Genomic DNA, 24,628 nt, shown 5'->3' with positions numbered 1-24,628 from the left:
GAAGATATTGAGTTCTAAATTTATAATAATTCATACTATACGTGTCGGAAAAATGGAGGGTTAAAGGCTGGAAGGCCCGAATGCTTTTCCTGCAACCAGCTTCAGTGTAACGTCGTCAATCTGGAATTCAGGCAAAACACTACTTTGGTAATGGTGAAATTCTGGTTCAATCTGTTCAAATTCCTGTGGAAGGGCTACCCAAGTTTGCAGACCATGGGCAACATGGGGTTTGGAACGTCTGGCTTCTGTTGTTCGCTCAGAGTGGGTAATGCCGCGACCCGCTGTCATCCAGTTTACATCACCCGGCATGATCGCCTGGGCGGATCCAATGCTGTCCCGATGCAAAATTTCACCCTCAAATAAATAAGTTATGGTGGAAAGACCAATATGAGGAGGGGACGAACATCTATTCCCTGTCCCTCTTCAAAATTCGCCGGTCCCATATGGTCCAGGAATATAAAAGGGCCAACCATTTGGCGCGTGGTATGGGGAAGGATGCGCCTGACACAAAATCCCCCCAGATCTTTGGGGCGTGGTGTGATGATTGCTTCTATAGAGTTTCTGTCGATTAATCCCATAGGTGTCTCGTATTTAGTTTAAATTTTTGTAACATTGTGCCGGTATTATTCGGACAATTCCAGAGGTTTCAGATTATAGGCGTAACCCTAAACATCCACATCTGTCAAAAATTTGGCATTCTCTTGAATGAATTGGAAACGCGTTTCAGGATTTTTGCCCATCAGGCGTGTGACAAATTCTCCTGGATCGCCGGCCGATTCGGCCAAATTTAAACTGACCTGTAATAACGTGCGTTTGGTTGGATCCATGGTCGTATTGCGCAGCTGCTCAACCGGCATTTCGCCTAAACCTTTAAATCGGCTGATGTCCACTTTCGTCGCCCTTTTAAAGGTGGTATTAAGGTGATGCTCTTTCTCTTGATCATCCCGGGCATAAATAATTTTTTGCCCATAACTGAGCCTATATAAAGGCGGTTGGGCTAAATAAATATTCCCGTTTTCAATCAAAGGTCGCATTTCTTGGAAAAACAACGTCAACAGCAACGACGCAATATGCGCCCCATCCACGTCAGCATCGGTCATAATGACAATACGACCGTACCGCAAATTCTCAGGTTTGCAGTCTTTGCCAGCGCCACATCCCAACGCCAAAATCAAATCGGCAACTTCTTGGTTCCCCTTCATCTTTTCAAGCGATGCCGTTGCCACGTTTAAAATCTTCCCTTTCAAGGGCAGAACCGCTTGGGTGGCCCGATTGCGGGCCTGTTTGGCGGATCCACCGGCTGAATCGCCTTCAACCAAAAAAATCTCGCAATTTGCAGGGTTTGTTTGTGTGCAGTCGGTTAATTTACCCGGAAGCCGCAGCCTTCGGGTCGCACTTTGCCGTGAAACCTCTTTCGCCTGCTTCTTTCGCAAACGATCGTCAGCCCGATTCAACACAAAATCTAAAATTTGATTTGCTAATTGAGGATGCCCAACCAGCCAATGATCAAAGTGATCCTTCAGCGCATTTTCAACCAACTTGGCCGCATTCACGGATACAAGTTTTTCTTTAGTTTGCCCCTGGAACTGGGGTTGCTGAATAAAACATGACAACACAGCGATCGCCAACCCATTAACGTCTTCGGCCGTTAAATTGCTAACCCGTTTGTTATTGGTACGTTCCCCAAAATCTTTTAACCCGCGTGTCAAAGCCTGACGAAATCCGGCCTCGTGGGTGCCCCCCTGGGGTGTTGGAATCGTATTACAAAATGATGTCAAGCTGCCTTCATCGCTGGCGTCCTCTGCCTGAACGGGCCAGGCGACCACCCATTCGATGCGCCCGTTCTGATCCGGAAAAACGCCTTCGCCTTTAAAGAAACTTGAATAAGATTCCCCTTCGGATCCCAATACATCGGTCAAATAATCGGCCAATCCATCGGGGTAATGAAGCAAAGCCTCCGCCGGTGTGCGGTTGTCTTTTATAAGATTTTTATCACATGACCACTCAATTTTTGCCCCTTTAAACAAGTACGCCTTTGCGCGTGCCATTTGGTACAGGGTGGCGGGGCGGAAATTTAAATCGCCAAATATTTCAGGGTCAGGGTGAAAACGAATTTTTGTACCCTGTTGGCGGCTGTTTGTCTCTTCACTGACCAGGGGTGAAACGCTGTGCCCGCGGCTGTAACTTTGACGCCAACGTTGTTTGGGGCGGCAAATTTCTATGTCTAATTTATCTGACAAGGCATTAACGACCGAAATGCCCACGCCATGCAATCCACCCGATGTGCTGTACACTTTATTATCAAATTTACCCCCAGAATGCAGGGTAGTCAGAATCACTTCCAAGGCTGATAGATGGGGGAATTTAGGATGGGGATCCACCGGAATGCCGCGCCCATTGTCGGCAATGGTCAACGTGTTATCAGCCCCCAGGTGAATCGTGATCTTATTGGCAAAGCCTGCAACCACTTCGTCCATGGCATTGTCAAGAACTTCGGCTGCCAAATGGTGAAAGGCTTTCTCGTCTGTCCCCCCAATGTACATGCCTGGACGTTTGCGAACAGGCTCCAGCCCCTCCAGAACCTCAATATCCTTGGCGGTATAGTCGCTTTTAAGCGGGGCTTGTTTGTTATTAAAAAGGTTAGCCATAATTCAGTTAGACAGACGCTTTCTGTAAAACAACCATCAACTCGTCCCATTCACGTTGACCCATGCCGCTGCTTGCTCTATCAACGGATTGCCCATTCATAAGTTGGCGGACGACGGTTAATGCTTTGCCAGACAATGTGGCACCGCCCATGCGGTAATCTGTAAACGCCTCGTACGTATGGGGCACCCACCGTTTCAAAATATCAAGCATCACGTCGGCATAAACGCGAATTTCATATTGTGCATGGGCATCGGCGCGCAGGCTTAAGAAATGCATAAAGTTGTGCAAATCAATTTTCCAATACCATTGCGTATAAAAATTAACCGGCAAATTCATACGGGCCAATTCTCGGGCTAAACCAGGGCGGGTTGGATCCTGGTCATCTTCGTTCAATAAATACTCATAATTTTGATAGGTTTGCTCAGCATCTTGGCGCAACATATCCAAAACTTTTTGGGCATATTCACCCTGCAGAACGTCGGCGCGCCCCTGGCGGTTATTACTGGACTGCGCTGCCAAGTGATCGGGGGAGGGGATATAAAACTCTTTATCCAAGATGGAATAACGCGCTGAATATTCATTAATGTTGGCTGTTCGGTGGCGGATCCATTGGCGTGCCACAAATATGGGTAACTTGACATGTAATTTAATCTCGCACATCTCAAACGGTGTCGAATGACGGTGGCGCATTAAATAATTAATAAGGCCTTGATCCTCGGTTTTCTTTTTTGTGCCCCGACCATAGGAAACCCGGGCTGCCTGGACCACCGCAGCGTCATCGCCCATATAATCAACGACCCTTATAAAACCATGGTCTAAAACGGGCAATGCATGATAAAGAATTTCTTCCAGGCTCTCCACGGTTGCCCTGCGTGTGGGCGCGGACGCAGCTTGTTGTTCTTTAATTTCATTTAGTTGTTCTGGGGATAAAAGCATTCTCAATCCTCTTGTTTGTCAATATATCTTAATAAAGCGCCCAGGGTTTCTTGAACACCCTGTTTGGCGACGGCTGAAATGGCATAAACAGCCTTGCCACTTACTTTCTTCAACGCTTCTACTTTTTCAAAAATTTCCTCTGGCTGTAAGGCATCGCATTTATTCAAACCAATGACCTCAGGCTTCAGGGGCAGGTCAGGGTGATATTGTTCCAGTTCTTGACGAATAATCCGATAAGCTTCAACAACATCATCCTGGGTGGCATCAATCATGTGTAACAAAACATTGCACCGTTCAATGTGACCCAGAAAACGGTGGCCTAGGCCTGTTCCCTGATGGGCATTTTCAATCAAGCCCGGCAGATCTGCCAAAACAAATTCCCGATCGTAACAATAAACCACACCCAACTGAGGGTGCAGGGTTGTGAAGGGGTAATCAGCAATTTTTGGTTTTGCACGGGTCACGGCAGCTAAAAATGTCGATTTCCCCGCATTGGGCAACCCAATCAAACCTGCATCAGCAATCAATTTTAGACGCAGCCAAATCCACTTTTCCGCACCAGGCCACCCAGGATTCGTCCGTCTTGGCGACTGATTGGTGGAGCTTTTGTAATGGGCATTGCCAAAGCCGCCATCTCCGCCCTTTGATAACAAGACCTTTTGATCAGGGGTGTTAAGGTCGGCAATCAGCGTCTCTTTATCATCCTCGAATATTTGTGTGCCAACAGGAACTTTAAGAATTATATCGTCACTGTCTCGGCCGTGCCGATTGGCGCCCATTCCATGTTGCCCTCTGGCTGCCCGAAAATGTTGCTGATACCGGTAATCGATAAGGGTATTCAGGTTGCTAACTGCCAGAACGTAAACATTTCCGCCCTTGCCGCCATCACCACCATCAGGTCCGCCATATTCGACGAATTTCTCTCGACGAAAGCTTAAACAGCCAGGCCCGCCATCGCCAGACTGAATAAAAATTTTTGCTTCATCTAAGAATTTCATATGTAAAACAGATTATAGTTATTATGTGACATAACCTATCACAGCCCTTAAATTCTGTCTGCATTAGACTTCCAGGTAGATGAAAAAACCTTTCTGGGCGAAAGGTTTTCCCAATACAAAGAACTATACCGTTCTCTTTGCTTCTTGATTCGCCAACGCACAATGACGCCCAAGTATATTCAAAAAATCTTTGATAAGAGTTTTTGATAGCTCTGCGTTCATTTCAGTGTCTTGAACATATTCCAGGGTTGAAATGGCTTGACACAGCGCACCACTGGCTTTGTCTAAAAACAAACGTTTCGCCCACAGGTCTTGGTAACGATGGGCGCTCCATATAAAAAGTTGCGATACGGAGAGGTAAAAATCACACTGACCAGCCAACGGAATTTCCTCTTTCATTATTAATGCTTTATGTCCTGCGCAGGCGAAGGCAAAAGCAGCCAAATTATTTTGTTCTGTTCTGTTCAATAGCAAAGGGGTTCCAATAATTCCCAAGCCCAGTTGTGTCATTTTCTTCACGGCCTGATCTGGGGTGTCGGCTGGCTGGAAACCATAGGTGTTAATAAGGAAAGGGGGAAGTTTTGAGACCAACAAATCAGGTAGACATGATTTTGTTTCCTCTGACACGCGTTCCTCTAGATATTGCAGGAAACGCTGGCAATGCGCCTGCGCCTTTGTCGGCAGGCCTTGACTTAAAATCTGATTAAAAGCTTGTCGGTACATTCTGTTCTGAAATTCTTGTTCCTGTTCAGACGAAATGGCATGCCCGGTCTGCATCCGAAGGGGGGCAGGGGTGGCTTCCGCAGGGGACGTTGCAGCCTGTTCATTTTGTTGCTGCCAAAAGCGTTGACTTTGGCCAGATATACCGTTTTCAGTCAGTTGATTTTGTTCAGACGTATCGGCCGAAACACTGATAATAGACGCACAATTTATTGAAATGATCAGAACGGCTTTGGCCGGGATTAGGTTGATGAAGTTGTTTTCCATAAGGACCTCCTATGACGATAGGTTGATCGAATTAACTGCTTCCACCACTTCATATATCTCTGATGTGTAAATATATTATTAATTTCTCTGCGTTAATAATATATTTACGAATAAAAATTATTTGTTGGATTGTGTGAAATATATAATTCAGGAGTTAAACGCCATGATTCACCTTCTAGTGTCATATAAAAAACTTGTTCTGTTGTCCCTAACAGCCATTCTGTCAACGTCTTGTTTTGCCAAAACCGAGGTTGGTAATGATTTAGATGTAGATAAACCACTTCGGGTTTTTTTGCCCCACAATGACGGGATTGACGTGGATCTGGAATCGATTGATTTAAGATTTTCTTCCCCTGACATACAACCCCAGTGGCTAAGAAAATTGCCCCTTGAAAGACGATACTTGGTTTTGTCCGATACAGGTTGTGACTGGCAAAGGTTATTGGTAAGCCTTGATGATCCTGATGCTGCGAAAAGACAAGTTCGTGGACTGGAATATGGGATCGACGGATACGAACGGGATCATTGCCAGGCTAACCAGGTGAACGAAGTATTGGTCGCTAAAGGCGTCCTATGGGCTGTTGAAAACAAAATAGAAGGTTTGCAACTGGGGCGGTATGGATATGCGAAAAACCCAGGAGCAGAGAGCAGAGCCTTAAACGATACATTGGTGGTTCAAGGCAACGAGTTAGCTATATTGAGGAAAATAAACGGGCTCGTAAAAGGGAAATATGGCTATCGACAAGATTTTGATCAAGCAAAAGCATTTATTGATGAACGGAGTGTCAACGGATCTTGGTCAGCCATAGCGTTCAAGATAGATGGGCTTCTTACTGGAGATTATGGATACACAAGGAGCGTGGACCAAGCTAAGAAATTCATTGATGAGTGGGCCTCTAAAGGGTCAGAGCCAGCAATGAAGAAAAAAACAGATGGGTTATGGTATGGGGGGTATGGCTATATACAAAACCCTGTTCAGATTAGAGAATCGATTGAAGAATGGGTGTCCAAAGGATATCAGTGGGCTATCCAGGCGCAAGTACAGGGCGTTGGGTATGGGGCGTATGGGTATTCAGGAAATCCAAATCTGTCTAGAAAGATGAATGAACAACGGATTGTTGAAGGTTGTCAATGGGCCATGGAGAGAAAAGTAAAGGGTTTACTGCAGGGAACGAATAGCTACGAACGAGACCCAAAGCTAGCTGCAAAATTAATTGATGACTGGGTGGCCAAGAGCAATCAATGGGCCGTTGATGTGAAAATGGATGGATTAATCAGTGGAAACAATATTTTTGAAAAAAACACAGAAGCTTTGTGGGTTTTTACAAAACAATACGACCCTTATATATACCATTATCTGCAGGCTGCGGGATATTGGTTAGGAGCATTTGGCCTTACCAAAGATAGGGGGAAAGCCTCCAGAATCATGAAGGAGAATGGTATTAGTTTTTAGTTTTGTGGAGCGTACGAAGATAAAAAGGCGCTCTATAGTTGTAAGCCAACTAAAAAATGGCGTCCCCAACGGGATTCGAACCCGTGTTTACACCTTGAAAGGGTGGTGTCCTAGGCCTCTAGACGATGGGGACTTGTTGGATTTGAAGTTAGGTGATTTTAGGCTGTTAAGTCAACCAGAAAATTGGGCTTCAGAAATTGATTTAAAGACTGCGTGCTTCGTAATCCTAAATGGTGTGTATGCGTGTGACCCTGTGTGAAAAATGCCCCGTTGTATAATCATGGTGAGTCTATTTGTGTTTGCGTAATATTAACTTATTGTTAATATCTATTGCGCTATAATTAATAAAAAATTTATTGAGATTAAAATAATGAGTATTAAAAAATTTATAGGACTTTTTTTGTCTGTTGGCACCTGCGCCTATGCGACAGGCTCAAATACGTTGAACGGGCCAACATTTCTTTTTAGTGCGGCCAATCCAAGACCGGCTGCTATTTATCATGCGTTTGATATGCCTATTATTAGTAGTCCCGGAACAGCGGGTGCTACGTTTACAGGGGCTTCGACGGACATCTTAAACAGCGCTAAACTTCAGGATCTTGCGAACAAGGGATATACGCACATTCAACTACCGCCCTTTCAGTATTGTTCCCCTGCGCAGGATGGAACGAAACCAAAGCTTGGTCCCTCGGACAAACAATATCCAGATGTTTGGTTTCTTGGTTATTCAAACTATATTTGTGTGTTGGACTCAAATTATGCAACTACTGCTAGTGGATTAGAGGCAACTGGGGGTACTGACCCTAAGAAATACGGAACAACGGCCACAGATGGCACGACAGCCATCGGATATTACTTGGGCAGTCCCCGGTATGGCACTATGGCTGACTTAAAGGCTCTGATAACGGCGGCCCAGGGATACGCCCTTGGTATTATTATGGATGTGCAGTTCAACCAGGTGTCTTTTGATCTAGCGGGGACTGGTTCTCAAAGTTCTGCTATTACGAACCCCAGTGTCCTTCATCCTATGACTATCCCCTCTGGAGGGTCCACACCTACGCTTTCTTCCATAAACTTCCCCTCAGGATTTTTTAATGCCTACCAAGGGGAACCAAACTGGGATATTCCTAGCCAAGCGCAAACAACTTGGAAATTTGGTCCTGATTTAAATACTGGCCACACAAAGGTACAGGAAATGATTGTCAATTATCTAAAGCTTTTGAAAGATTTGAGTGTAGCCGGACTTCGTGTCGATGGTTTAAAACAAATCCCGATTTCTGATTGGAATGCAATCTTATCGCAAGCCCGAACCGCAGGGGTGACTTTTAATTACGGCTATGGGGAGGCTTTCAATGTGACTGTACCGACCCTTAGCCCCTATGTCGCCATTATGCCAGTGCTTGACTTTGCTTTACAAGATGTGGTGGGTAATGTCTTTGCTAATGATGCGTCTGTTTCAACCCTTGTTGCGCCCGCAAGCCTTGGAAACACGCAGTCTGCCGTTACTCTTTCCGCCGGCCATGACTTTTATCCGAACATTTCCACAGGAGGTTTCCATAAATTTTACACAACTCCCAAAAGTGTTCACACACATACGGATACACCAGCGAACCTGCCGAATGCGTGTGCCGCCTGTACCTTTAATCGCAATGATCTGGCAAATATGATCGATTCTCAACTGGCCATAGCCTATATGTTATCAAGGCGGGACGGGTCGCCTTTAATCATACGTTTTGATGATGATAAAGACGTGTACGATGTTTCGTTTAATCCTAAAGGCAAAAATATCATAAAAAATGCGCTGGCCTTTAGAAAGGCGATGGATGCAAATATGGCTCCTCACGAATACATGGTGGCTTTAAATAGCGATGTTCTTTTGATTGCGCGCCAGTTTGGCTTTGCGTTGATTAATAAAGGGGGAAGGTCACGGACCATTCCGCTAAACGACCTTAGTATTCCTCCTCCTTCTTCGCCTGCTTATGTGCCTAATAATCTTTATATACCTGACACTACCTACAACAGTGCTACCAACGCCGGGGGTTCCTATTATCAAGACGTGTCGGATGCTGGTATAAAGTATACGAAAAGTTCAACCGCCTTCGTTTCTATTACTGGTGGATCCTCCTTAATATTGCCCTCTAGAAATGCCAAGTTCTTTGTCTTGCAATACCCAACAGGCCTGAGCGCGAGGTCAGTGGTGTTCCAAGTGAATAATGCCACTACAAGCCTTGGGCAACAAATGGGTGTTGTTGGCAGTCATCCATTGTTGGGCAATGGGGCAATACGCCCCGACTTTTTGAATATCATGATGAATCAAGGGGCTAGTCCGGCACTGGCGAATTTATGGCGAACTATCCCTATCAGCTTTCCAGCCGGTTCCACGGTAAGTCCATATACCGTTCCCTATAAATTTGCGGTGATAAATTCAGATGGGACTATTGCTGCACAGGAGGGAACTTCTACTTCTCTGACTATTTCTTCAACCGGAACTGGAGGTTCTGAGGCCCACTCTTATAGTGGCGGTGGAGGCGGTGGTTCTTCGACCGTTAGCTTTAGAGTGGGTTCAGCGTACACCGCATGGGGGCAAAATGTTTATGTGATAGGCAGTTCAACCGAGTTGGGGAGCTGGAACACAGCAAATGCCGTGATTATGTCTCCAACCTCTTATCCTACATGGACTAAGACAGTGATCTTTAACAATCCTAGTTTTCCTATAGCTTATAAGTACATAAAAAAAAGCGGCACATCTGTGACTTGGCTCAGCGGATCTGACAAGACCATTCCGGGCACAACAAGCGTCAACGATACTTGGTCATAACGAAAACCAAGCATTCGGGCCAAGCAAAACCTAAGCGATAATATTAGGGTGCAGCACGCTGTTAAGCTTAGTTATGCGATCTTGCAGTTCGGTCTTGACGCGTTTCATACGATAAAGGTCAAAATCCACAGTTCCCCGGGGCTTCCTGGGGCTGTTCTGCATGTCATGTTCCAGCTGCATTTTTTGTTGCTGACACTGTTGCAGTTGCGATTGCAGTTCGGGGGCAGTTGTAAGGGAAATCATGTCCGTTACTCCTTAAAGATCTCTACCACTATAGATAGTCTTTTCTGGCAAAAAATCAAGAAGAAAAAGTTAAAAAACGGTTAACAGCATGTTAAAAAAATCCACTTTAATCAAAGAAAGTGCTAAGGTGGTGAGGTTGTTTTCAGACTTAACTTTTGAATGGTATACGTATGACAAGCTCTGGTGCCCTGACCACCGACACCAAACCGGTTTCTATCGAAGAGGAGATGAAACGCTCCTATCTTGATTATGCGATGAGCGTTATCGTATCACGGGCCCTGCCTGATGTGCGGGACGGTTTAAAACCGGTCCACCGTCGCATTCTGTATGCCATGAAGGAAGCTGGGAACGATTATAACCGCCCATATCGCAAGTCCGCACGCGTCGTTGGTGACGTCATGGGTAAATATCACCCCCACGGTGATATGGCTATTTATGACGCCATGGTGCGGCTAACCCAAGATTTCAGCCTAAGGCTGCCCCTTATTGACGGGCAGGGAAACTTTGGATCGATGGATGGTGACCCAGCGGCGGCATCCCGATATACCGAGGCGCGCCTAAGCAAAGCCGCCCACACCATTATAGAAGACATCGACAAAGACACCGTTGATTTTCAATCGAACTATGACGAAACAATGGAAGAACCCAAGGTTCTGCCCGCGCGTTTTCCCAACCTGTTGGTGAATGGAACCAGCGGTATTGCCGTTGGAATGGCAACAACCGTGCCAACCCACAACTTGGGTGAAGTTATTGACGCCTGTTGCGCCCTTGTGGAAAACCCAGATTTGTCACTGCCAGAGCTGATGCAAATTGTCCCCGGGCCCGATTTCCCAACGGGTGGTATTATCATGGGCCGCTATGGCCTGCATGAAGCCTATCGCACGGGGCGGGGTACCATTACGGTGCGTGGCAAAACGTCGATCGAATCGATTCGAAATGACCGGGAAGCCATCATCATTTCAGAAGTGCCGTTCCAGGTGAACAAAGCCCGAATGATTGAAAAAATAGCCGAACAAGTCAAAGAAAAAGTCATCGAAGGGATCAGCGATCTTCGGGACGAATCGGACCGCGACGGCCTTCGTGTTGTTATAGAGCTGAAACGCGATGCTGTGGCCGAGGTGGTTTTGAACCAGCTTTACCGATACACCCAGCTGCAAACCGGCATCAGCTTTAACATGCTGGCGTTGGTTCATGGTCGCCCTGAGCAACTGTCTTTGGTTCGTATTTTAAAGGCATTCTTAGAATTCCGCGAAGAAGTCATCGTCCGGCGGACCCGTTTTGAATTGGCCAAGGCCCGTGAAAAAGCCCACATCTTGTTGGGATTCGCCGTCGCCGTTGCCAACATTGACCCGATTATCGCCTTGATTCGGGCTGCGGTTGATCGTCAGCAAGCCAAGATTGAGCTGATGGCCAAGGGATGGGACGCCAGCGTCGTGGCCCCCCTTATCAATCTGGTCGATGAAGATGCCGATGATCAAAGCCAATACAAATTAACGGAAACCCAAGCCCAGGCCATCTTAGATTTGCGTCTGCATCGCTTGACAGGCCTGGAACGGGACAAAATCAGCAATGACCTGCACGAGATTGTGGCCCAGATCCAGGAATACTTAGCCATCTTAGCCTCGCGCCAGCGGGTTTTGGATATTTTGGTGGCTGAACTTTTAGAAATTAAGGCCCAGTTTGCGACCCCGCGTCGAACCCAAATCGAGGACGGCGATTCATCGGTTGAGATGGAAGACCTGATCCAACGCGAAGACATGGTTATAACCGTCAGCTTGGGCGGGTATATTAAGCGTGTTCCGTTATCAACTTACCGTTCGCAAAAACGCGGGGGCAGGGGCCGATCGGGCATGACCACCAAAGAGGAAGATGTCGTCAGCGACGTGATTGTGGCCAACACCCACGATCCTGTCTTGTTCTTTTCCAGTTTGGGCAAAGTTTACAAAATGAAGGTTTATCGCCTTCCCTTAGCGTCACCAACAGCCCGCGGTCGCGCTATGATAAACTTGTTGCCTTTGGCGCCTGGCGAGACGATCACCACCGTTTTGGTCAGATCGGAAGAGGCCGCTGAGGGTCAAGAGCCGTACTTAATGTTTGCCACATCCCTTGGTAATGTCCGCCGAAACAAGCTGGAAGATTTCGCCAATATCCCATCGAATGGGAAAAGGGCCATGAAGCTAGACGACACTGAAAAGTTGATCGCCGTTGCCTTTTGCTACGAGACGGACGACGTCATGCTGTCCACCTATAAGGGCATTTGCAACCGCTTTAATGTCACAGACATTCGCATTTTCGCAGGCCGTGATTCCAATGGTGTGCGCGGTATTCGTCTGGGCAAGGATGATCACGTTATTTCCATGGCCATTTTAGACCAAGGCAAATTGGATATTGAAGAACGCCAGGCTTACCTGAGGCAAGCCGCGAAGGCCCGTCAGTTGGCGAATCAAACGGAAGAGGAAGTCATTGTTGAGGAGGGTGAGGAAGAAAATCTGGATGTCAAGATATCACCGGAACGCTTCCAAGAATTAGCTGCCCAAGAACAATTCATTTTGACGATTACGGAGAAAGGGTTTGGTAAACGAAGCTCGGCCTATGAGTATCGAACCACCAACCGAGGGAGCTCTGGGTTCACCAGCATTGCTGTTAATGCGCGAAATGGCGGCGTGGCAGCCTCGTTCCCTGTGATGCCGGATAACCAGATTTTGCTGGTAACGGATCAAGGGCGCCTGATGCGGTGTCCGATTCACGATGTTCGTATCACCCGCCGGTCAGCCCAAGGGGTGATCATTTTCCGGGTGGATGATGATGAAAAAGTGGTGGCTGTCAGCTGCATCCCAGTTGGCGAGGACGAGGACGTTGATGACGATATTGCAACCGTCGATACAGCTGTTGTTTTGGATTCAAATTCACCAGAATAATCTTTTGAGTAACAAAATATGGATCTTGTAACCCAGGGGATTTTAGGGGCCTCTGTCGGCCAAGTTGGCTTTCAAAAGTCTTTAGGACGGCGGGCGCTGGGTTGGGGTGCCGCTATAGGCATGCTTCCAGACCTGGACGTTTTGGTAAGATTTTCTTCCAATCCATTTGCGGAAATTTTGTACCACAGAGGCGTAACGCATTCGCTGTGGTTTGGGCCTGTCTTAGGGCCCGTGTTGGGGTATTTAGTTTGGCGATGGTACCAAGCAAAAGGCAAGGACGATTCCTTGTCTGCTTGGGTAGGCTTAATGATTTGGGCGCTTTTAACCCATCCTTTGCTGGATTTATTCACCGTATATGGAACCCAACTGTTGGCTCCTTTTTCAAATCATCGTTTCGCCCTTTCAGCCATTCCTATCATTGACCCTGTCTATTCTTTGACGTTGTTAGCATCTGTGTTGGTGGGCCTATTTTTTCCATTAAGAAGGTTGCTTGTCACAACCTGTTCAGCGCTGGCGTTGATATTGACAACAGGGTATTTGTTTTTAGGATTGGCCCAAAATGAAAAGGCAGAGGATCTATGCCGTTCCCAGTTGGCAACTGAAAGCTACTCTTCGATTCCTTCGGTTAAAGCCTATACAACCATGTTTCAAATTTTCCTGCGACGGCTGGTGGTTGAGGATAATCATTCCTTGCGCATCGGGTTTCTGTCCACCTGGGCCCCCAAAACCATTGAATGGACAACATTTGAAAAGCCAAAGGACATACCGTCTTATAACTTTTTAAAGGATCCAGACGTCGCCATTTTTACCTGGTTTACAAGCCAACGTTATTTTGTCACTTATGGCCCTACGAACCGTCAGATCACCATCACCGATAACCGCTTTGGTTTTCCGGGCCCCAGTCTTTTGGGTCTTTGGGGTGTTGAGTTTGAAATTAATGAAAAGGGAGATCGTGTCACACCCATCGCAAAAGTCGAATTCCCTATCGGATCTGTAGGGCTTGCTACAATCTTAGAAATTTTTGAAAAAGCATTTTTCTAATTCGAAGTAAAATAGAAAAAGCAAGATTGGGCTTCACTTTTTGTTAACAAGTTTCATGGTAAATTTTAATAAAAGGAATTTATTTGTTTTATTAAAAGGGTTAAAGTGCCATGAGATTGCGAACGAGCATCATCATTTATTTGATTTTTGGGGTTTTTGGGTGCATCCATGCCTCCACGGCCGCAAGTAACCAGCAACATATTGATGAAGGTTTCATGACATCATTACCTACCCTTATAAATCAAGACTTATCAGGCAAAACTGTTTTGGTAAGGGTTGATTTGAACGTGCCCATGCATGATGGGGTGGTCACGGATACAAGCCGCCTTGTCGCCATTAGGAATACCGTAACGTACCTTTTAGAACATCAGGCTAAGGTTATGCTGCTGTCGCATTTTGGAAGGCCCAAGGCCAGCAGGAACGAGTCTGAGTGGGATTTAAAGTATTCTTTGAAAAGCCTGGTAAAACCTTTGGAACAGGCTTTGGATTGTTCGGTCCAGTTTGTGAACCACTACGCCGGACTTAGGGTCCAAGACGCGTTGTCCACGTTACCCCCTAAAACTGTTGTGTTACTAGAAAACGTGAGGTTTGCGCCGGGTGAGGAAGACAACAACCTGTACCTTGCGGCTCAGCTAGCAGAACATGCTAATTTGTACGTGAACGAAGCATTCTCGTGTTCCCACCGTGCGCACGCCTCCATAGAGGCCATCACTCACTATTTGCCCAGTGTGGCCGGCTTTCACTTTGAGAGAGAAGTCCGGTATCTGACGAAATGTTTGGGCAACCCGCGGCGTCCCCTTATGGCCATTATCGGGGGGTCAAAGGTTTCTACAAAGTTGGAATTGCTAGAAAATTTGTGCCAAAAGGTAGACATCCTGATTATTGGGGGTGCCATGGCCAATACATTCTTGGCAGCACAAGGGGTTAATATTGGTGATTCGCTTTATGAGCCTGATCTTTTGCCCACGGCAACTAAAATCTTGAAAATGGATAAAAAAGCTACGATTGTTCTGCCTGACGACGTTGTGACAGCAGCTGATTTAAAAGATTCCAAGGGGACTGCTCAATCAGTTAATTCGGTGGTTAAGGGACAGAAGATTTTTGATATTGGTCCTAAAACAAGTGAGAAAATCGCCTCTGTGCTCAAGAGGGCGGAAACAATTATCTGGAATGGTCCAGTCGGGGCTTTTGAATATCCAGCTTTTGCACAAGGTACGATTTCTGTGGCGAAGGCTATGGCTGATTGTACAGGGCAAGCCTTGACGGTTGCAGGTGGGGGTGACACTCTTTCAGCACTTAAACTAGCCAACGTTACAGACAAATTAAATTACGTTTCAACCGCCGGGGGAGCTTTCTTGGAATGGTTAGAAGGTAAGAAATTACCGGGATTAGAAGCTTTGGAAAAAGCAAAGCAACAGGCGTTAACCATTTAGAAACCTTTCTAGCATATATTAGTAATAAATTAATGAAGCAAGTTAGACAGTTGACGAGCTATCGGTAACAATGTCTAATTACTTTTAGTAAAATTGTATGGAGTATGAGAGATGGTTGCAACTGCAAAAAAAGATGCTAAGGCTAGCAAAAAAGAAAATACAGAAAAATCCGAACACTCAGCCCATGAGGCATTCAAGAGTATGGCTTCTAAAATGCCAAAAATTGATCATGAAGCAATACTGAGTCACCATAAAAAGAATCTTGATGCTTTAAGCGATGCGCAAAAAATGGCCGTTGACGTAATAAAAAACATTGCCCAGCTTCAAACACAATTTATGCGTCAAACCTTTGAAGAGATGCAGTCTTCTTTTAAAGAGGTCATGCAAAGTCCAGCCTCTAAGGAAAAGTTAAAGGCTCATGCGGATAACGTTAAACAAAGCCTTTTCAAAGCAGTTGATCATCATTCGAATATTTCCGACATCGTTCTAAAGTCCCATAAGGATGTTTATAGTCTTGTACAAGATCGTTTCAAAGATGGCGCGCAATCTTTGAACAAACATTCCTCAAGGACCCACTAGCAGTGGTTTGATGAGGATGTGAATATTGTGACCGTAATTTATAAAAGTTTGGGAAGCTCAGACTCCTGAAATTTTCCCTATGGTGAAATCTCTTGGGGGGTTACTCTTGTCACCATCGAGTGTATCAAACGGCATTGGGTTATAATTGCCTTTCGTGTTTGATGTATGTCTTTAAATCCCAGACGATATAGGTTAGAACTTAGACAAGGTGAATTTTAAGGAAGTCATAACGTTGTTTAAAGCCCCTCAGTTTTGGCATCGTGATTCATTTATTAGTCACCTTCTAAAACCATTATCTTGGATTTATTATCGTCTATCCTGTTGGAAGGAATCACACCGTAAACCGTACAAGGTTTCTGTGCCTGTTATTTGTGTGGGCAATCTGGTTATGGGGGGGGCTGGTAAAACTCCCACAGTTATTGCGATTGTTAAAATACTAAAAGAAATGGGCCACCAGCCCCATATTCTAAGCCGCGGGTATGGTGGATATTTTCGTGACGTTGCGCGCGTTGACGCCTCTAAACACACTTACCTTCAGGTTGGCGATGAACCACTGCTTCTGTCAGCCCATGCGCCCACATGGACGGGGGTTAGCCGCGTTGCAGCTGCAAAGGCCGCTATTGCAGCTGGAGCCACCATCTTGGTGATGGATGATGGACTTCAAAATTCCAGGCTTATCAAAGATTACAGTTTGATCGTGATTGATTGTATCCAGGGTTTGGGAAACAATTTGGTCTTTCCTGCCGGCCCATTAAGAGAACCGCTTCAAAAAGGCTTAAAGAGAGCACAAGCGGTTTTATTTGTGGGTGATAAGGAAAATTTCAAAAAGCCTAAAGGCCTTAGCTCGTTTTCATTCCAATATACAGCCAGATTAACAGCGACCTCCTCTTTAAAGCCACAGCCTGTAGTCGCCTTCGCGGGTATAGGGTATCCAGAAAAGTTCCGCTATACCTTAGAGGAGCAAGATTTTGTTATTAAAGATTTCGTCGATTTTGCTGACCATCACCCTTACACCATTATTGATATGCAAAAACTTGAACGTCTTGCACAGTTGCATGATGCGCCCTTGATCACAACAGAAAAAGACCAATTTAGGATACCAGAACCTTACAAGAATGCAGTACTCACCTTGCCTGTTGTTTTGCAATTTGATCAGCGGCATTCGTTTGAAAAGGCTTTGGCGCACCACTTTGGTCTCTCACCTGTCCACGAAAGCGGATTATGAAAAGTCATTCAGCCTTTTTAAAAATACTGGTGATTTTTGAAAACTTGATGAATACTAATAGGTAGAGAAAGCTTTTTTAAAAGAAGAATAATGCGTTTTTCGAGATTGTGTGCTTTAGCCGTTTTGGCGATAGTGGTTCCTAATCTGGCGATTGCGGAACGCGTTTTTGACGTTCCACCAACTTCTTCAGCAGATAAGGCATTGGCTGAGGTTGTATTGGGAAGTCTAGACGCGCCGGTCCATATTATTATGTACTTTTCACCCACCTGCAACCACTGCGCCGATTATGAAAAAAACTTTTTTCCCGAAATTGAAAAAAACTTTATTGAAATGGGGCATGTCAGATTTACATTCCGCCTTTTGCCTTTTCATCGCTTAGATTATACCGTTGCCAGATTGATCTGGCGGCGCGGAAACCAAAACGTTATCAAGCTTATGCAATTTTTCCTGACTCACCAAGATGAATGGTTGGATCCCGTTTTGGAAGAATCCACCAAGAAACGCAGACAGCTTCTAAAAGAGGCGTTGGAAAAAACCGCTGAACAGTTAAAAATGGACGTTGATAAATTGGCGGAGGACCTTGACGTTCAAACGAATATAGAAGGGGCTTTCGTAAAACTTTTTGCCCTGCGTAATGGCTTCAGCTTTCAGGAAATAGAGCAAGCAGATCTGGAAGATTCCACGCTAGAGGATGCCTTAACGGCGAACCACTTACAGGCAACCTTGGATTTTGGTAAATCGTTGGATTACGTACCGGCCTTTTTGGTGAACGGTAAAGTTGTCCAAACTTGGCCTAAACCAAAATCCATAGAAAAACTTTTGGAAAAGTTGCCCACGAACTGACATTGATCCAAAAATTACTGAGTTTTGTCAGACTTGTATGATTCTCTAAGCCCCTCAAGGATCTTGGGATCAAGTTTGAATTCGTCTAAAATCGACGTGTCCCAATACCAGTTATTGACCCAATGTAGACAAGCTGTTTTTCGAAGAACGATGTTATCATCAATTTTCCGATTTTCGACCTCATGATGACATACAATAATTGTGAAATTCAGGTTCATTCTGCTTTTTGCCAAAGCTTTACTGAGCTCTTTTAGTTGGTGGTCAGGTAATTGGTAGTTGATAATATAGAGTGTTTTATAACTTTTTAAGTTTCTAAATTTATCAATCATATAACCTATTTTTTGGTGACATCTTTCATATTCTTCCTTCCAAGGTGCTTCTAAAAAGTCTGTAACTTGTGTTCTATTATATTCCTCAGCGAATCCACGATAGCTAAAGTCTTGTTGATCATTTCTCTTCAAAACAATGCTTTCTAGGAAATTTCTTCGCGTGATGCAGTTTAATTTATCATAGAGGGTTTGTTTCGTTGCTAGGTTAGGTTCCTCCCAGTACCCAACGATATTGCCTTTGTCAAAAAATTGAGAAAAATCACGTTCAATAAGTCGAATCAATCCGGCATAATCTTCTATACGGACCCAATCAAAAGGAAAGCCGCCCCAAAAATAGGGCTTTCTTTTACCCAGATCCTCTATAAGTGCATTGGCAATCTTGCCCTCAGCTATATTCTGCTGTGAAGCGCTGGATACAATAGGGTTATCTGACTTTGCTGCCAAATAATAATTAATGTTATGCGCCACATGGCACCTGTCGCCCAAACTTACGAATCTTTCGTAGGGTTGGTCTTTAAACGGTATTGACTCAGAGGGCGTTGTATTCGCCACTTGTGATTCAAGCGATTCTGCTGATTCTGAGGCCTTCATCTCTCCAGCAAAAAGCACACTGAGAAGTGTGACAATAATCAAAAAAACTTGCATGTCTACCCTAAAAAAATAAGTGCCTTATGATATAAGGGTAATTTTATTTAGGTTAAAAATACGTTAAAGCTTACCAAATTCTATTAAGGTTTCTTGGTAACTCCATTCCAACCAGGGCAACAATAGTTCTATATTTTCTGATTCGACCGTAGGCCCACACCAGATGCGAAGCGACGGCGGGGCATGGATATGGTTGACGATCTCAAAGGCCGCTTGTTCGTTCCTTAATAAGGCCCCGAACGATTTTAAGAATTCACGTTGAGCAACTATAGGGTGATCTTTTAATAAAGGAAGCGTCAGACACACTGAAATGGGCGAGGTTATAGATGGGTCATGTGCCATAAAGTCAACCCAGCTGGTCTTGTTCACCCATTCTTTTAGAACGCCGAAGTTAGCTTGGCAACGATTCACCAACCCTTCCATACCCCCGATCTGCTGTGCCCAGTCCAGGGACAACAAACAGTCTTCAGCACATAACATAGATGGCGTATTGATTGTTTCGCCCCGAAAGATGCCCTCTGTAAGATTTCCTTGATTCGTTAAACGAAACAGGCGGGGCAGGGGCCATGGGGGTCGATAGGTTTGCAATCGGTCCACTGCCTGTGGGCTTAATATCAGCATGCCATGGGCGGCCTCGCTCCCCAGGCCTTTTTGCCAGGCATAGGCGGTGATATCTAATTTTGACCACGGTAAATCAAAACAAAATGCTGCCGATGTGGCATCGCAAATGGTTAAGCCTTTTCGGTCATCATGAATCCAATCGGCATTGGGAACGCAAGTCCCTGAGGTTGTTCCATTCCACGTAAAAACCAAATCACGATCCGGGTTGTGGACCAAAGGCGGCAGTTGGCCATAATCAGCCTGCATGACATTGACATCGGTCAATTTCAGCTGTTCTATGACGTCGGTAACCCACAACTTACCAAACACGTCAAAGGCCATGACATCAACACCATATAACCCAAGACACGACCATAACGCGCATTCTATGGCGCCTGTTGCCGAGCCCGGCATAATGCCAATACGATAGCCCTCGGGAACCTTCAGGATGCTGCGCGTTTTTTCAATCAACTGGGCTAGTTTCGCTTTGCCCTCAAGCGATCGATGAGACCGACCAACCAGGGCTGATTGCAGATGATCAAGTTGCCAGCTGGGGGGCTTGGCAGTTGGGCCCGATCCAAAATTCGGACATATTGGTTTTTGTTGTGGTTTAGGCATCATTCCAGTCCCCTTTTTCCCATCTTAAAAGATTTGCTTTAATTTCCGGCCCCCAATGATATTCACCAATTCCCCTTTTTTTTGGCAAAACACGATGACAGGGGATCAGCCAGGCAATAGGGTTTCGGGCCACAGCTGAGGCGACAGCCCTTGTTTTTTTCACATCACCCATCCGTTCTGCTAAGGCTTGATAGCTGATAACCTCACCAGATGGGATTTCCTGCAGTTGATGCCAAACCTGATGCTGAAAAGTCGTGCCGCTAAGGATCAAAGACACAGGTTTTTTATCAAAAACGTTGCGGACGACGTTTTGGCATCGGACATCATTCGGCTGGTACGGTTTATCAAAAATTTTATGGGGTAGAAAAGCTTTCAAGCATGAGCTGTTTACGAATCCCAGTCCACAAATGGCATTTCCCAAAAGACGGACGATCACTTTTCCGAAAGGTAATTCAACAACACCACCGATCAAGCCCATATCATGACAAAGGCTATCATAGGCGGTGGAAGACAAATAACGGCATTCTTGGCGTAACTCCATGCTTAAAATTCCCCTTTATTCAACCATTTTAGGTACTACAAACATTTGATGTTTTGAAACAGGGGCATTGGCCAAAATGGCCTCTACCTGATTCGTTTCTGTTACCACGTCTTCTCTTTCTTGCATATAAGAAGAGGGGTGAGGGATATTATCAACGCTGCTGGTATCAACGTTTCTAAGTTGATCGATCCAATCCATAATGCCGCTTAATTGCTGGGCAATGTTGTCAATTTCGGTTTCGTCAATTTTAATCCGTGCCAGTTCTGCGATTTTTTTGATATCCTTTTGAGTTAAAGACATTCTTTGTTTTTCCTTTTTATACGTTTAAAGTGCACCAAACAGGCGCGTGGTCAGATGCTTTTTCATCGGCTCTTGGGGCTGCATCGACCCCACAATCTTGAAGACGATCAGTAGCCAGAGGTGATAACAATAAATGGTCGATTCGCAACCCTTTGTTAGCAAGAAAGGCTCCCGCTCGATAATCCCACCAAGTAAAAGGCCCCACACCAGGGTGACGCAGTCGGACCGCATCTTGGTACCCCAAATGGCACAATGCCTGAAATGCTTTTCGTTCTGGTTTTGAACACAATACCTTATCTGCCCAAACACCGGCATCATAAACGTCTTGGTCGGTTGGGGCAATATTATAATCACCCCCTATAACGCATGCCTCGTCATAGGTCAGAAGGTGCTGAAGGTGACTGTGAAGTTTACCTAAAAAGGCCATTTTATAGACATAGGCAGGACTGCCAACTTCTTGACCGTTTGGTATGTAGACCGAGGCGACTCTGACTTTGCCAACTACTGCTTCGATATAACGGGCCTGTAAGTCCTCTGAAAAATTGGGAAGGCCATACGTGATGTCTTCGATCGGTGATTTGGATAAAATCGCAACGCCATTGTAGGTTTTTTGACCATGAACGGCCACGTTATAGCCCAAGTCCTCTAGTTCTTGTCTTGGAAATGCTTCATTTAAGCATTTAAGTTCTTGCAGCAACACAACATCGGGTTGATGGTTGTTCAGCCATCTTGTGACATTCGGTAGACGTACGCGAATGGAGTTAACGTTCCAGGTAACGATTTTCAAGAGTTCAGTGCCCTTCTATATTGAAAAAGAATTACCACAACCGCAACCAGAAACAGCGTTAGGGTTTTTCATCACAAAACTGGCGGAGGATAGATCCTCTACATAATCGATAATACTGCCTTCTATAAGGTTTAAAGAGGCGTTATCGACGACGACCGTGGAACCCTCGGTTGGGAAAATTTGATCATCGGCATGAACTGCCGTATCCAGTGAAAAGTGGTACTGAAAACCTGAGCACCCGCCGCCCGAAACACTGACCCTAAGGTGTGTCGTTTGGTCGCATGGTTTGCTGGCAATCAGGTGATTAAGACGCTTAATAGCATTTTCAGTTAATTTTAGCATTTTGTGAAAACCGGCTTTTAAACTTTACTAGGTATCTTAGCGAAAACATGGCATAAAGAGGTAGATTTATTTTAATAAAAACAACAAGGAGTTTGCAGTGGCAGGTTCTGTTAATAAAGTCATTATAGTTGGTAATTTAGGGAAAGATCCTGAAATCCGGCATACCCAAGATGGTATGAAAATAGCCAGCTTTTCAGTGGCGACCGGCGAGTCTTGGCGCGATAAAACAACGGGCGAACGCAAAGATAAAACAGAATGGCACCGGGTTTCTATTATGAACGAGAAACTTTCTGAGATCGCTGAGAAATACCTTAAAAAGGGTTCTAAGGTTTATATTGAAGGCCAGCTTCAAACGCGTAAATGGACTGATCAAAATGGGCAAGAACGCTACACCACTGAAATTTTAATATCACGTTTCAAAGGTGAGTTGACTCTGTTGGATAGTCGTTCAAGTGATCATGAGTCGGGGGGAGGAGGCTACAGCAGCCCGTCTTCTGGCGAAAGTCAAGGTGCACATTCGGCTGGTTCCTTTGGCGGTTTGGATGATGACATCCCTTTTTGATAGAAACTGTTTTTCCAAGTCGTTTTAACTCTCCAGATTTCATTCCCGCGAAGGCGGGAATCTAGACAAAATAACTGGACCCCCGCCCTCGATGGTGCGACAAAAACTTGATTCAATTAACATAAAAACCCTGGACTTTTATGACAAATTTAACAACGTTGACCCTTACCGAAGCCCGCAAAGGTTTGGCAAAAAAAGACTTTAGTGCCGTTGATCTCACATCTGCTTTCTTGAAGCGCATGGAAGATAAACGCTCTTTGAACGCCTATATTACAGAAACCCCTGAACAAGCCTTAGAACAGGCTAAACTTTCAGATCAGCGCCTTAGTGAAGGTCAAGGCGGCGCTTTGGAAGGGTTGCCCCTGGGCATTAAAGATTTGTTCTGCACAAAGGGTATTCGCACAACTTCTGGCTCTAAGATGCTGGAAAATTTTGTGCCACCTTACGAGTCAACGGTCAGCGCCAATTTGCTAAACGCAGGCGGGGTGTTCTTGGGTAAAACCAACATGGACGAGTTTGCCATGGGCTCAGCCAATATAACCAGTTACTTTGGCCCCAGCATCAGCCCTTGGCAGCCATCAAAGGATCCTGAAAAAAAGCTTGTGCCAGGGGGGTCATCAGGGGGATCAGCCGCCGCCGTTGCAGCCCGTTTGGCTATGGCAGCGACAGCCTCGGACACCGGTGGGTCTATTCGCCAACCCGCGGCTTTTTGTGGCCTGGTTGGGATTAAACCAACCTATGGTTTATGTTCGCGGTGGGGAATGATTGCTTTTGCGTCGTCATTGGATCAGGCCGGGCCTTTAACGCATACAGTTGCAGACGCAGCCCTTATGTTGCAGGTTATGGCAGGGCACGATAAAAAAGATGCGACGTCTTTATCCGTTGAGATACCTGCCTACCTGGATAACTTGAATGGCAATATCAAAGGCTTGAAAGTTGGTATTGTCAAAGAATATATCGAAAATCTGAACGCGGAAACTTTGGAACTTTTGGAACGGGGGATTGCTTGGTTAACCGAAGCTGGTGCTGTAATGTATGATATTAGCTTAAAAACGACACCCTACGCTTTGCCGACTTACTACGTTTTGGCACCGGCCGAGGCCTCGTCAAATTTAGCACGTTTTGATGGCGTCCGTTATGGAGCTCGTGTTGATGGAAAGACACTGGACGACCTTTATGAAAAAACACGTCGCGCGTGTTTTGGTGAGGAGGTGCGTCGACGTGTTTTGATGGGAACATACGTCTTATCGGCTGGATATTTCGACGCTTATTATTTAAAAGCCCAAAAGGTTAGACAACTGATTGCTGCCGATTTTGATCAGGCTTTTCAAAAGGTCGATGTGCTTCTAACTCCTACAACACCCAGTGCTGCTTTTGGTGTTGATGAAAGACCAACCGACCCTATCACTATGTATTTGAATGATATTTATACTGTCACGGTTAATATGGCGGGTCTACCTGCTATTTCTGTGCCGGCAGGCGTTAATGACGAAGGGCTTCCTCTTGGCTTGCAATTGATTGGTCCGGCTTTGTCTGAACAACTTTTGTTGAATGTGGCGACTGTCATCGAACAGGGTGCTAACTTTCGTCAACATAGATTATTGAATGATTGAGCTAACTTTTTTCAATAATGTTAGAAAAATGTGTTATTGTTAAGGTGCATAGAACGTACTATTCATAATCATAATATAGACGAATCTTATCCTAACCAAATTCTTAGACCCCAAAAACGATGTCGCCTTCAGACGCATCTTTGGTACCGAACGGAATAAGGATATTCT

Annotated in this window: 22 protein-coding genes and 1 tRNA gene; 10 read left to right on the top strand and 13 right to left on the bottom strand. The window is 45.3% G+C overall.

Going from position 1 to position 24,628, the window contains the following annotated elements:
- Positions 1-60: 60 nt before the first annotated feature.
- The 5 genes from EQU50_RS08470 to EQU50_RS07255 form a co-directional block, all read right to left on the bottom strand.
- Positions 61-345, bottom strand: coding sequence for a pirin family protein (locus EQU50_RS08470; protein WP_242508842.1), 285 nt, complete (start codon positions 343-345; stop codon positions 61-63).
- A 320-nt stretch (positions 346-665) separates the two neighbouring features.
- Positions 666-2,648 (bottom strand): DNA topoisomerase IV subunit B, encoded by a 1,983-nt coding sequence (gene parE / locus EQU50_RS07270; RefSeq protein WP_130154464.1) that lies wholly within the window; start codon positions 2,646-2,648, stop codon positions 666-668.
- Between the two features lie 7 nt (positions 2,649-2,655).
- The gene (gene thyX / locus EQU50_RS07265; protein ID WP_130154463.1) at positions 2,656-3,585 is read right to left on the bottom strand and encodes an FAD-dependent thymidylate synthase; all 930 of its coding nucleotides are present in this window, start codon (positions 3,583-3,585) and stop codon (positions 2,656-2,658) included.
- Positions 3,586-3,587: 2 nt separating this feature from the next.
- Positions 3,588-4,583 (bottom strand): GTPase ObgE, encoded by a 996-nt coding sequence (obgE, locus tag EQU50_RS07260; RefSeq protein ID WP_130154462.1) that lies wholly within the window; start codon positions 4,581-4,583, stop codon positions 3,588-3,590.
- A 123-nt stretch (positions 4,584-4,706) separates the two neighbouring features.
- Entirely contained in the window at positions 4,707-5,570 is an 864-nt protein-coding gene (locus EQU50_RS07255; RefSeq protein ID WP_130154461.1) for a hypothetical protein, read from the bottom strand.
- Between the two features lie 163 nt (positions 5,571-5,733).
- On the opposite strand from EQU50_RS07255, the gene EQU50_RS07250 reads away from it, so the two are divergent.
- Entirely contained in the window at positions 5,734-7,023 is a 1,290-nt protein-coding gene (locus EQU50_RS07250) for a hypothetical protein (protein ID WP_130154460.1), read from the top strand.
- A gap of 57 nt (positions 7,024-7,080) precedes the next feature.
- Here EQU50_RS07250 and EQU50_RS07245 read toward each other — a convergent pair.
- Positions 7,081-7,156: transfer RNA gene (locus tag EQU50_RS07245), tRNA-Glu, on the bottom strand.
- 237 nt (positions 7,157-7,393) lie between these two features.
- On the opposite strand from EQU50_RS07245, the gene EQU50_RS07240 reads away from it, so the two are divergent.
- Positions 7,394-9,841 (top strand): carbohydrate-binding module family 20 domain-containing protein, encoded by a 2,448-nt coding sequence (locus tag EQU50_RS07240; RefSeq protein WP_130154459.1) that lies wholly within the window; start codon positions 7,394-7,396, stop codon positions 9,839-9,841.
- A gap of 30 nt (positions 9,842-9,871) precedes the next feature.
- On the opposite strand, the gene EQU50_RS07235 is transcribed toward EQU50_RS07240, so the two are convergent.
- Positions 9,872-10,084 (bottom strand): hypothetical protein, encoded by a 213-nt coding sequence (locus EQU50_RS07235; RefSeq protein ID WP_130154458.1) that lies wholly within the window; start codon positions 10,082-10,084, stop codon positions 9,872-9,874.
- A 170-nt stretch (positions 10,085-10,254) separates the two neighbouring features.
- Here EQU50_RS07235 and gyrA point away from each other — a divergent pair, with 170 nt between their 5' ends.
- The 6 genes from gyrA to EQU50_RS07205 all read left to right on the top strand — a co-directional run bounded on the left by gyrA (position 10,255) and on the right by EQU50_RS07205 (position 18,123).
- On the top strand, positions 10,255-13,002 hold the full coding sequence (gene gyrA / locus EQU50_RS07230; protein WP_130154457.1) for a DNA gyrase subunit A: 2,748 nt from the start codon (positions 10,255-10,257) through the stop codon (positions 13,000-13,002).
- 18 nt (positions 13,003-13,020) lie between these two features.
- Complete coding sequence (locus EQU50_RS07225) at positions 13,021-14,043, top strand: metal-dependent hydrolase (RefSeq protein ID WP_130154456.1); 1,023 nt, start codon at positions 13,021-13,023, stop codon at positions 14,041-14,043.
- A gap of 110 nt (positions 14,044-14,153) precedes the next feature.
- Positions 14,154-15,476, top strand: a complete 1,323-nt coding sequence (locus EQU50_RS07220; RefSeq protein WP_207216333.1) for a phosphoglycerate kinase — start codon at positions 14,154-14,156, stop codon at positions 15,474-15,476.
- A 111-nt stretch (positions 15,477-15,587) separates the two neighbouring features.
- On the top strand, positions 15,588-16,055 hold the full coding sequence (locus EQU50_RS07215) for a phasin family protein (protein ID WP_130154455.1): 468 nt from the start codon (positions 15,588-15,590) through the stop codon (positions 16,053-16,055).
- A 232-nt stretch (positions 16,056-16,287) separates the two neighbouring features.
- A complete protein-coding gene (gene lpxK, locus EQU50_RS07210) occupies positions 16,288-17,280 on the top strand; it encodes a tetraacyldisaccharide 4'-kinase (RefSeq protein ID WP_165380387.1) in 993 nt (330 codons plus the stop codon).
- Between the two features lie 90 nt (positions 17,281-17,370).
- Positions 17,371-18,123, top strand: coding sequence for a DsbA family protein (locus EQU50_RS07205; protein ID WP_130154453.1), 753 nt, complete (start codon positions 17,371-17,373; stop codon positions 18,121-18,123).
- Between the two features lie 14 nt (positions 18,124-18,137).
- On the opposite strand, the gene EQU50_RS07200 is transcribed toward EQU50_RS07205, so the two are convergent.
- The 6 genes from EQU50_RS07200 to erpA all read right to left on the bottom strand — a co-directional run bounded on the left by EQU50_RS07200 (position 18,138) and on the right by erpA (position 22,285).
- On the bottom strand, positions 18,138-19,097 hold the full coding sequence (locus EQU50_RS07200; RefSeq protein WP_130154452.1) for a hypothetical protein: 960 nt from the start codon (positions 19,095-19,097) through the stop codon (positions 18,138-18,140).
- 63 nt (positions 19,098-19,160) lie between these two features.
- Entirely contained in the window at positions 19,161-20,318 is a 1,158-nt protein-coding gene (locus EQU50_RS07195; RefSeq protein WP_130154451.1) for a phosphoserine transaminase, read from the bottom strand.
- Positions 20,308-20,856, bottom strand: a complete 549-nt coding sequence (locus EQU50_RS07190; protein ID WP_130154450.1) for a methylated-DNA--[protein]-cysteine S-methyltransferase — start codon at positions 20,854-20,856, stop codon at positions 20,308-20,310. Before EQU50_RS07190 ends, EQU50_RS07195 begins: the two co-directional genes overlap by 11 nt.
- A 15-nt stretch (positions 20,857-20,871) precedes the next feature.
- The gene (gene gatC / locus EQU50_RS07185) at positions 20,872-21,156 is read right to left on the bottom strand and encodes an Asp-tRNA(Asn)/Glu-tRNA(Gln) amidotransferase subunit GatC (RefSeq protein WP_130154449.1); all 285 of its coding nucleotides are present in this window, start codon (positions 21,154-21,156) and stop codon (positions 20,872-20,874) included.
- 16 nt (positions 21,157-21,172) lie between these two features.
- Positions 21,173-21,943: an exodeoxyribonuclease III gene (gene xth, locus EQU50_RS07180; protein ID WP_130154448.1), complete on the bottom strand. Its 771-nt coding sequence runs from the start codon at positions 21,941-21,943 to the stop codon at positions 21,173-21,175.
- 15 nt (positions 21,944-21,958) lie between these two features.
- Positions 21,959-22,285: an iron-sulfur cluster insertion protein ErpA gene (gene erpA, locus EQU50_RS07175; protein ID WP_130154447.1), complete on the bottom strand. Its 327-nt coding sequence runs from the start codon at positions 22,283-22,285 to the stop codon at positions 21,959-21,961.
- 97 nt (positions 22,286-22,382) lie between these two features.
- On the opposite strand from erpA, the gene ssb reads away from it, so the two are divergent.
- Both ssb and gatA read left to right on the top strand, forming a co-directional pair.
- Positions 22,383-22,847: a single-stranded DNA-binding protein gene (gene ssb / locus EQU50_RS07170; RefSeq protein ID WP_130154446.1), complete on the top strand. Its 465-nt coding sequence runs from the start codon at positions 22,383-22,385 to the stop codon at positions 22,845-22,847.
- Positions 22,848-22,987: 140 nt separating this feature from the next.
- Complete coding sequence (gene gatA / locus EQU50_RS07165; RefSeq protein ID WP_130154445.1) at positions 22,988-24,460, top strand: Asp-tRNA(Asn)/Glu-tRNA(Gln) amidotransferase subunit GatA; 1,473 nt, start codon at positions 22,988-22,990, stop codon at positions 24,458-24,460.
- Positions 24,461-24,628 lie beyond the last annotated feature (168 nt).

It is taken from the genome of Candidatus Finniella inopinata, assembly GCF_004210305.1.
Taxonomy (GTDB): Bacteria; Pseudomonadota; Alphaproteobacteria; order Paracaedibacterales; family CAIULA01; genus Finniella; species Finniella inopinata_A.
This window is presented reverse-complemented; position numbering and strand designations above follow the sequence as displayed.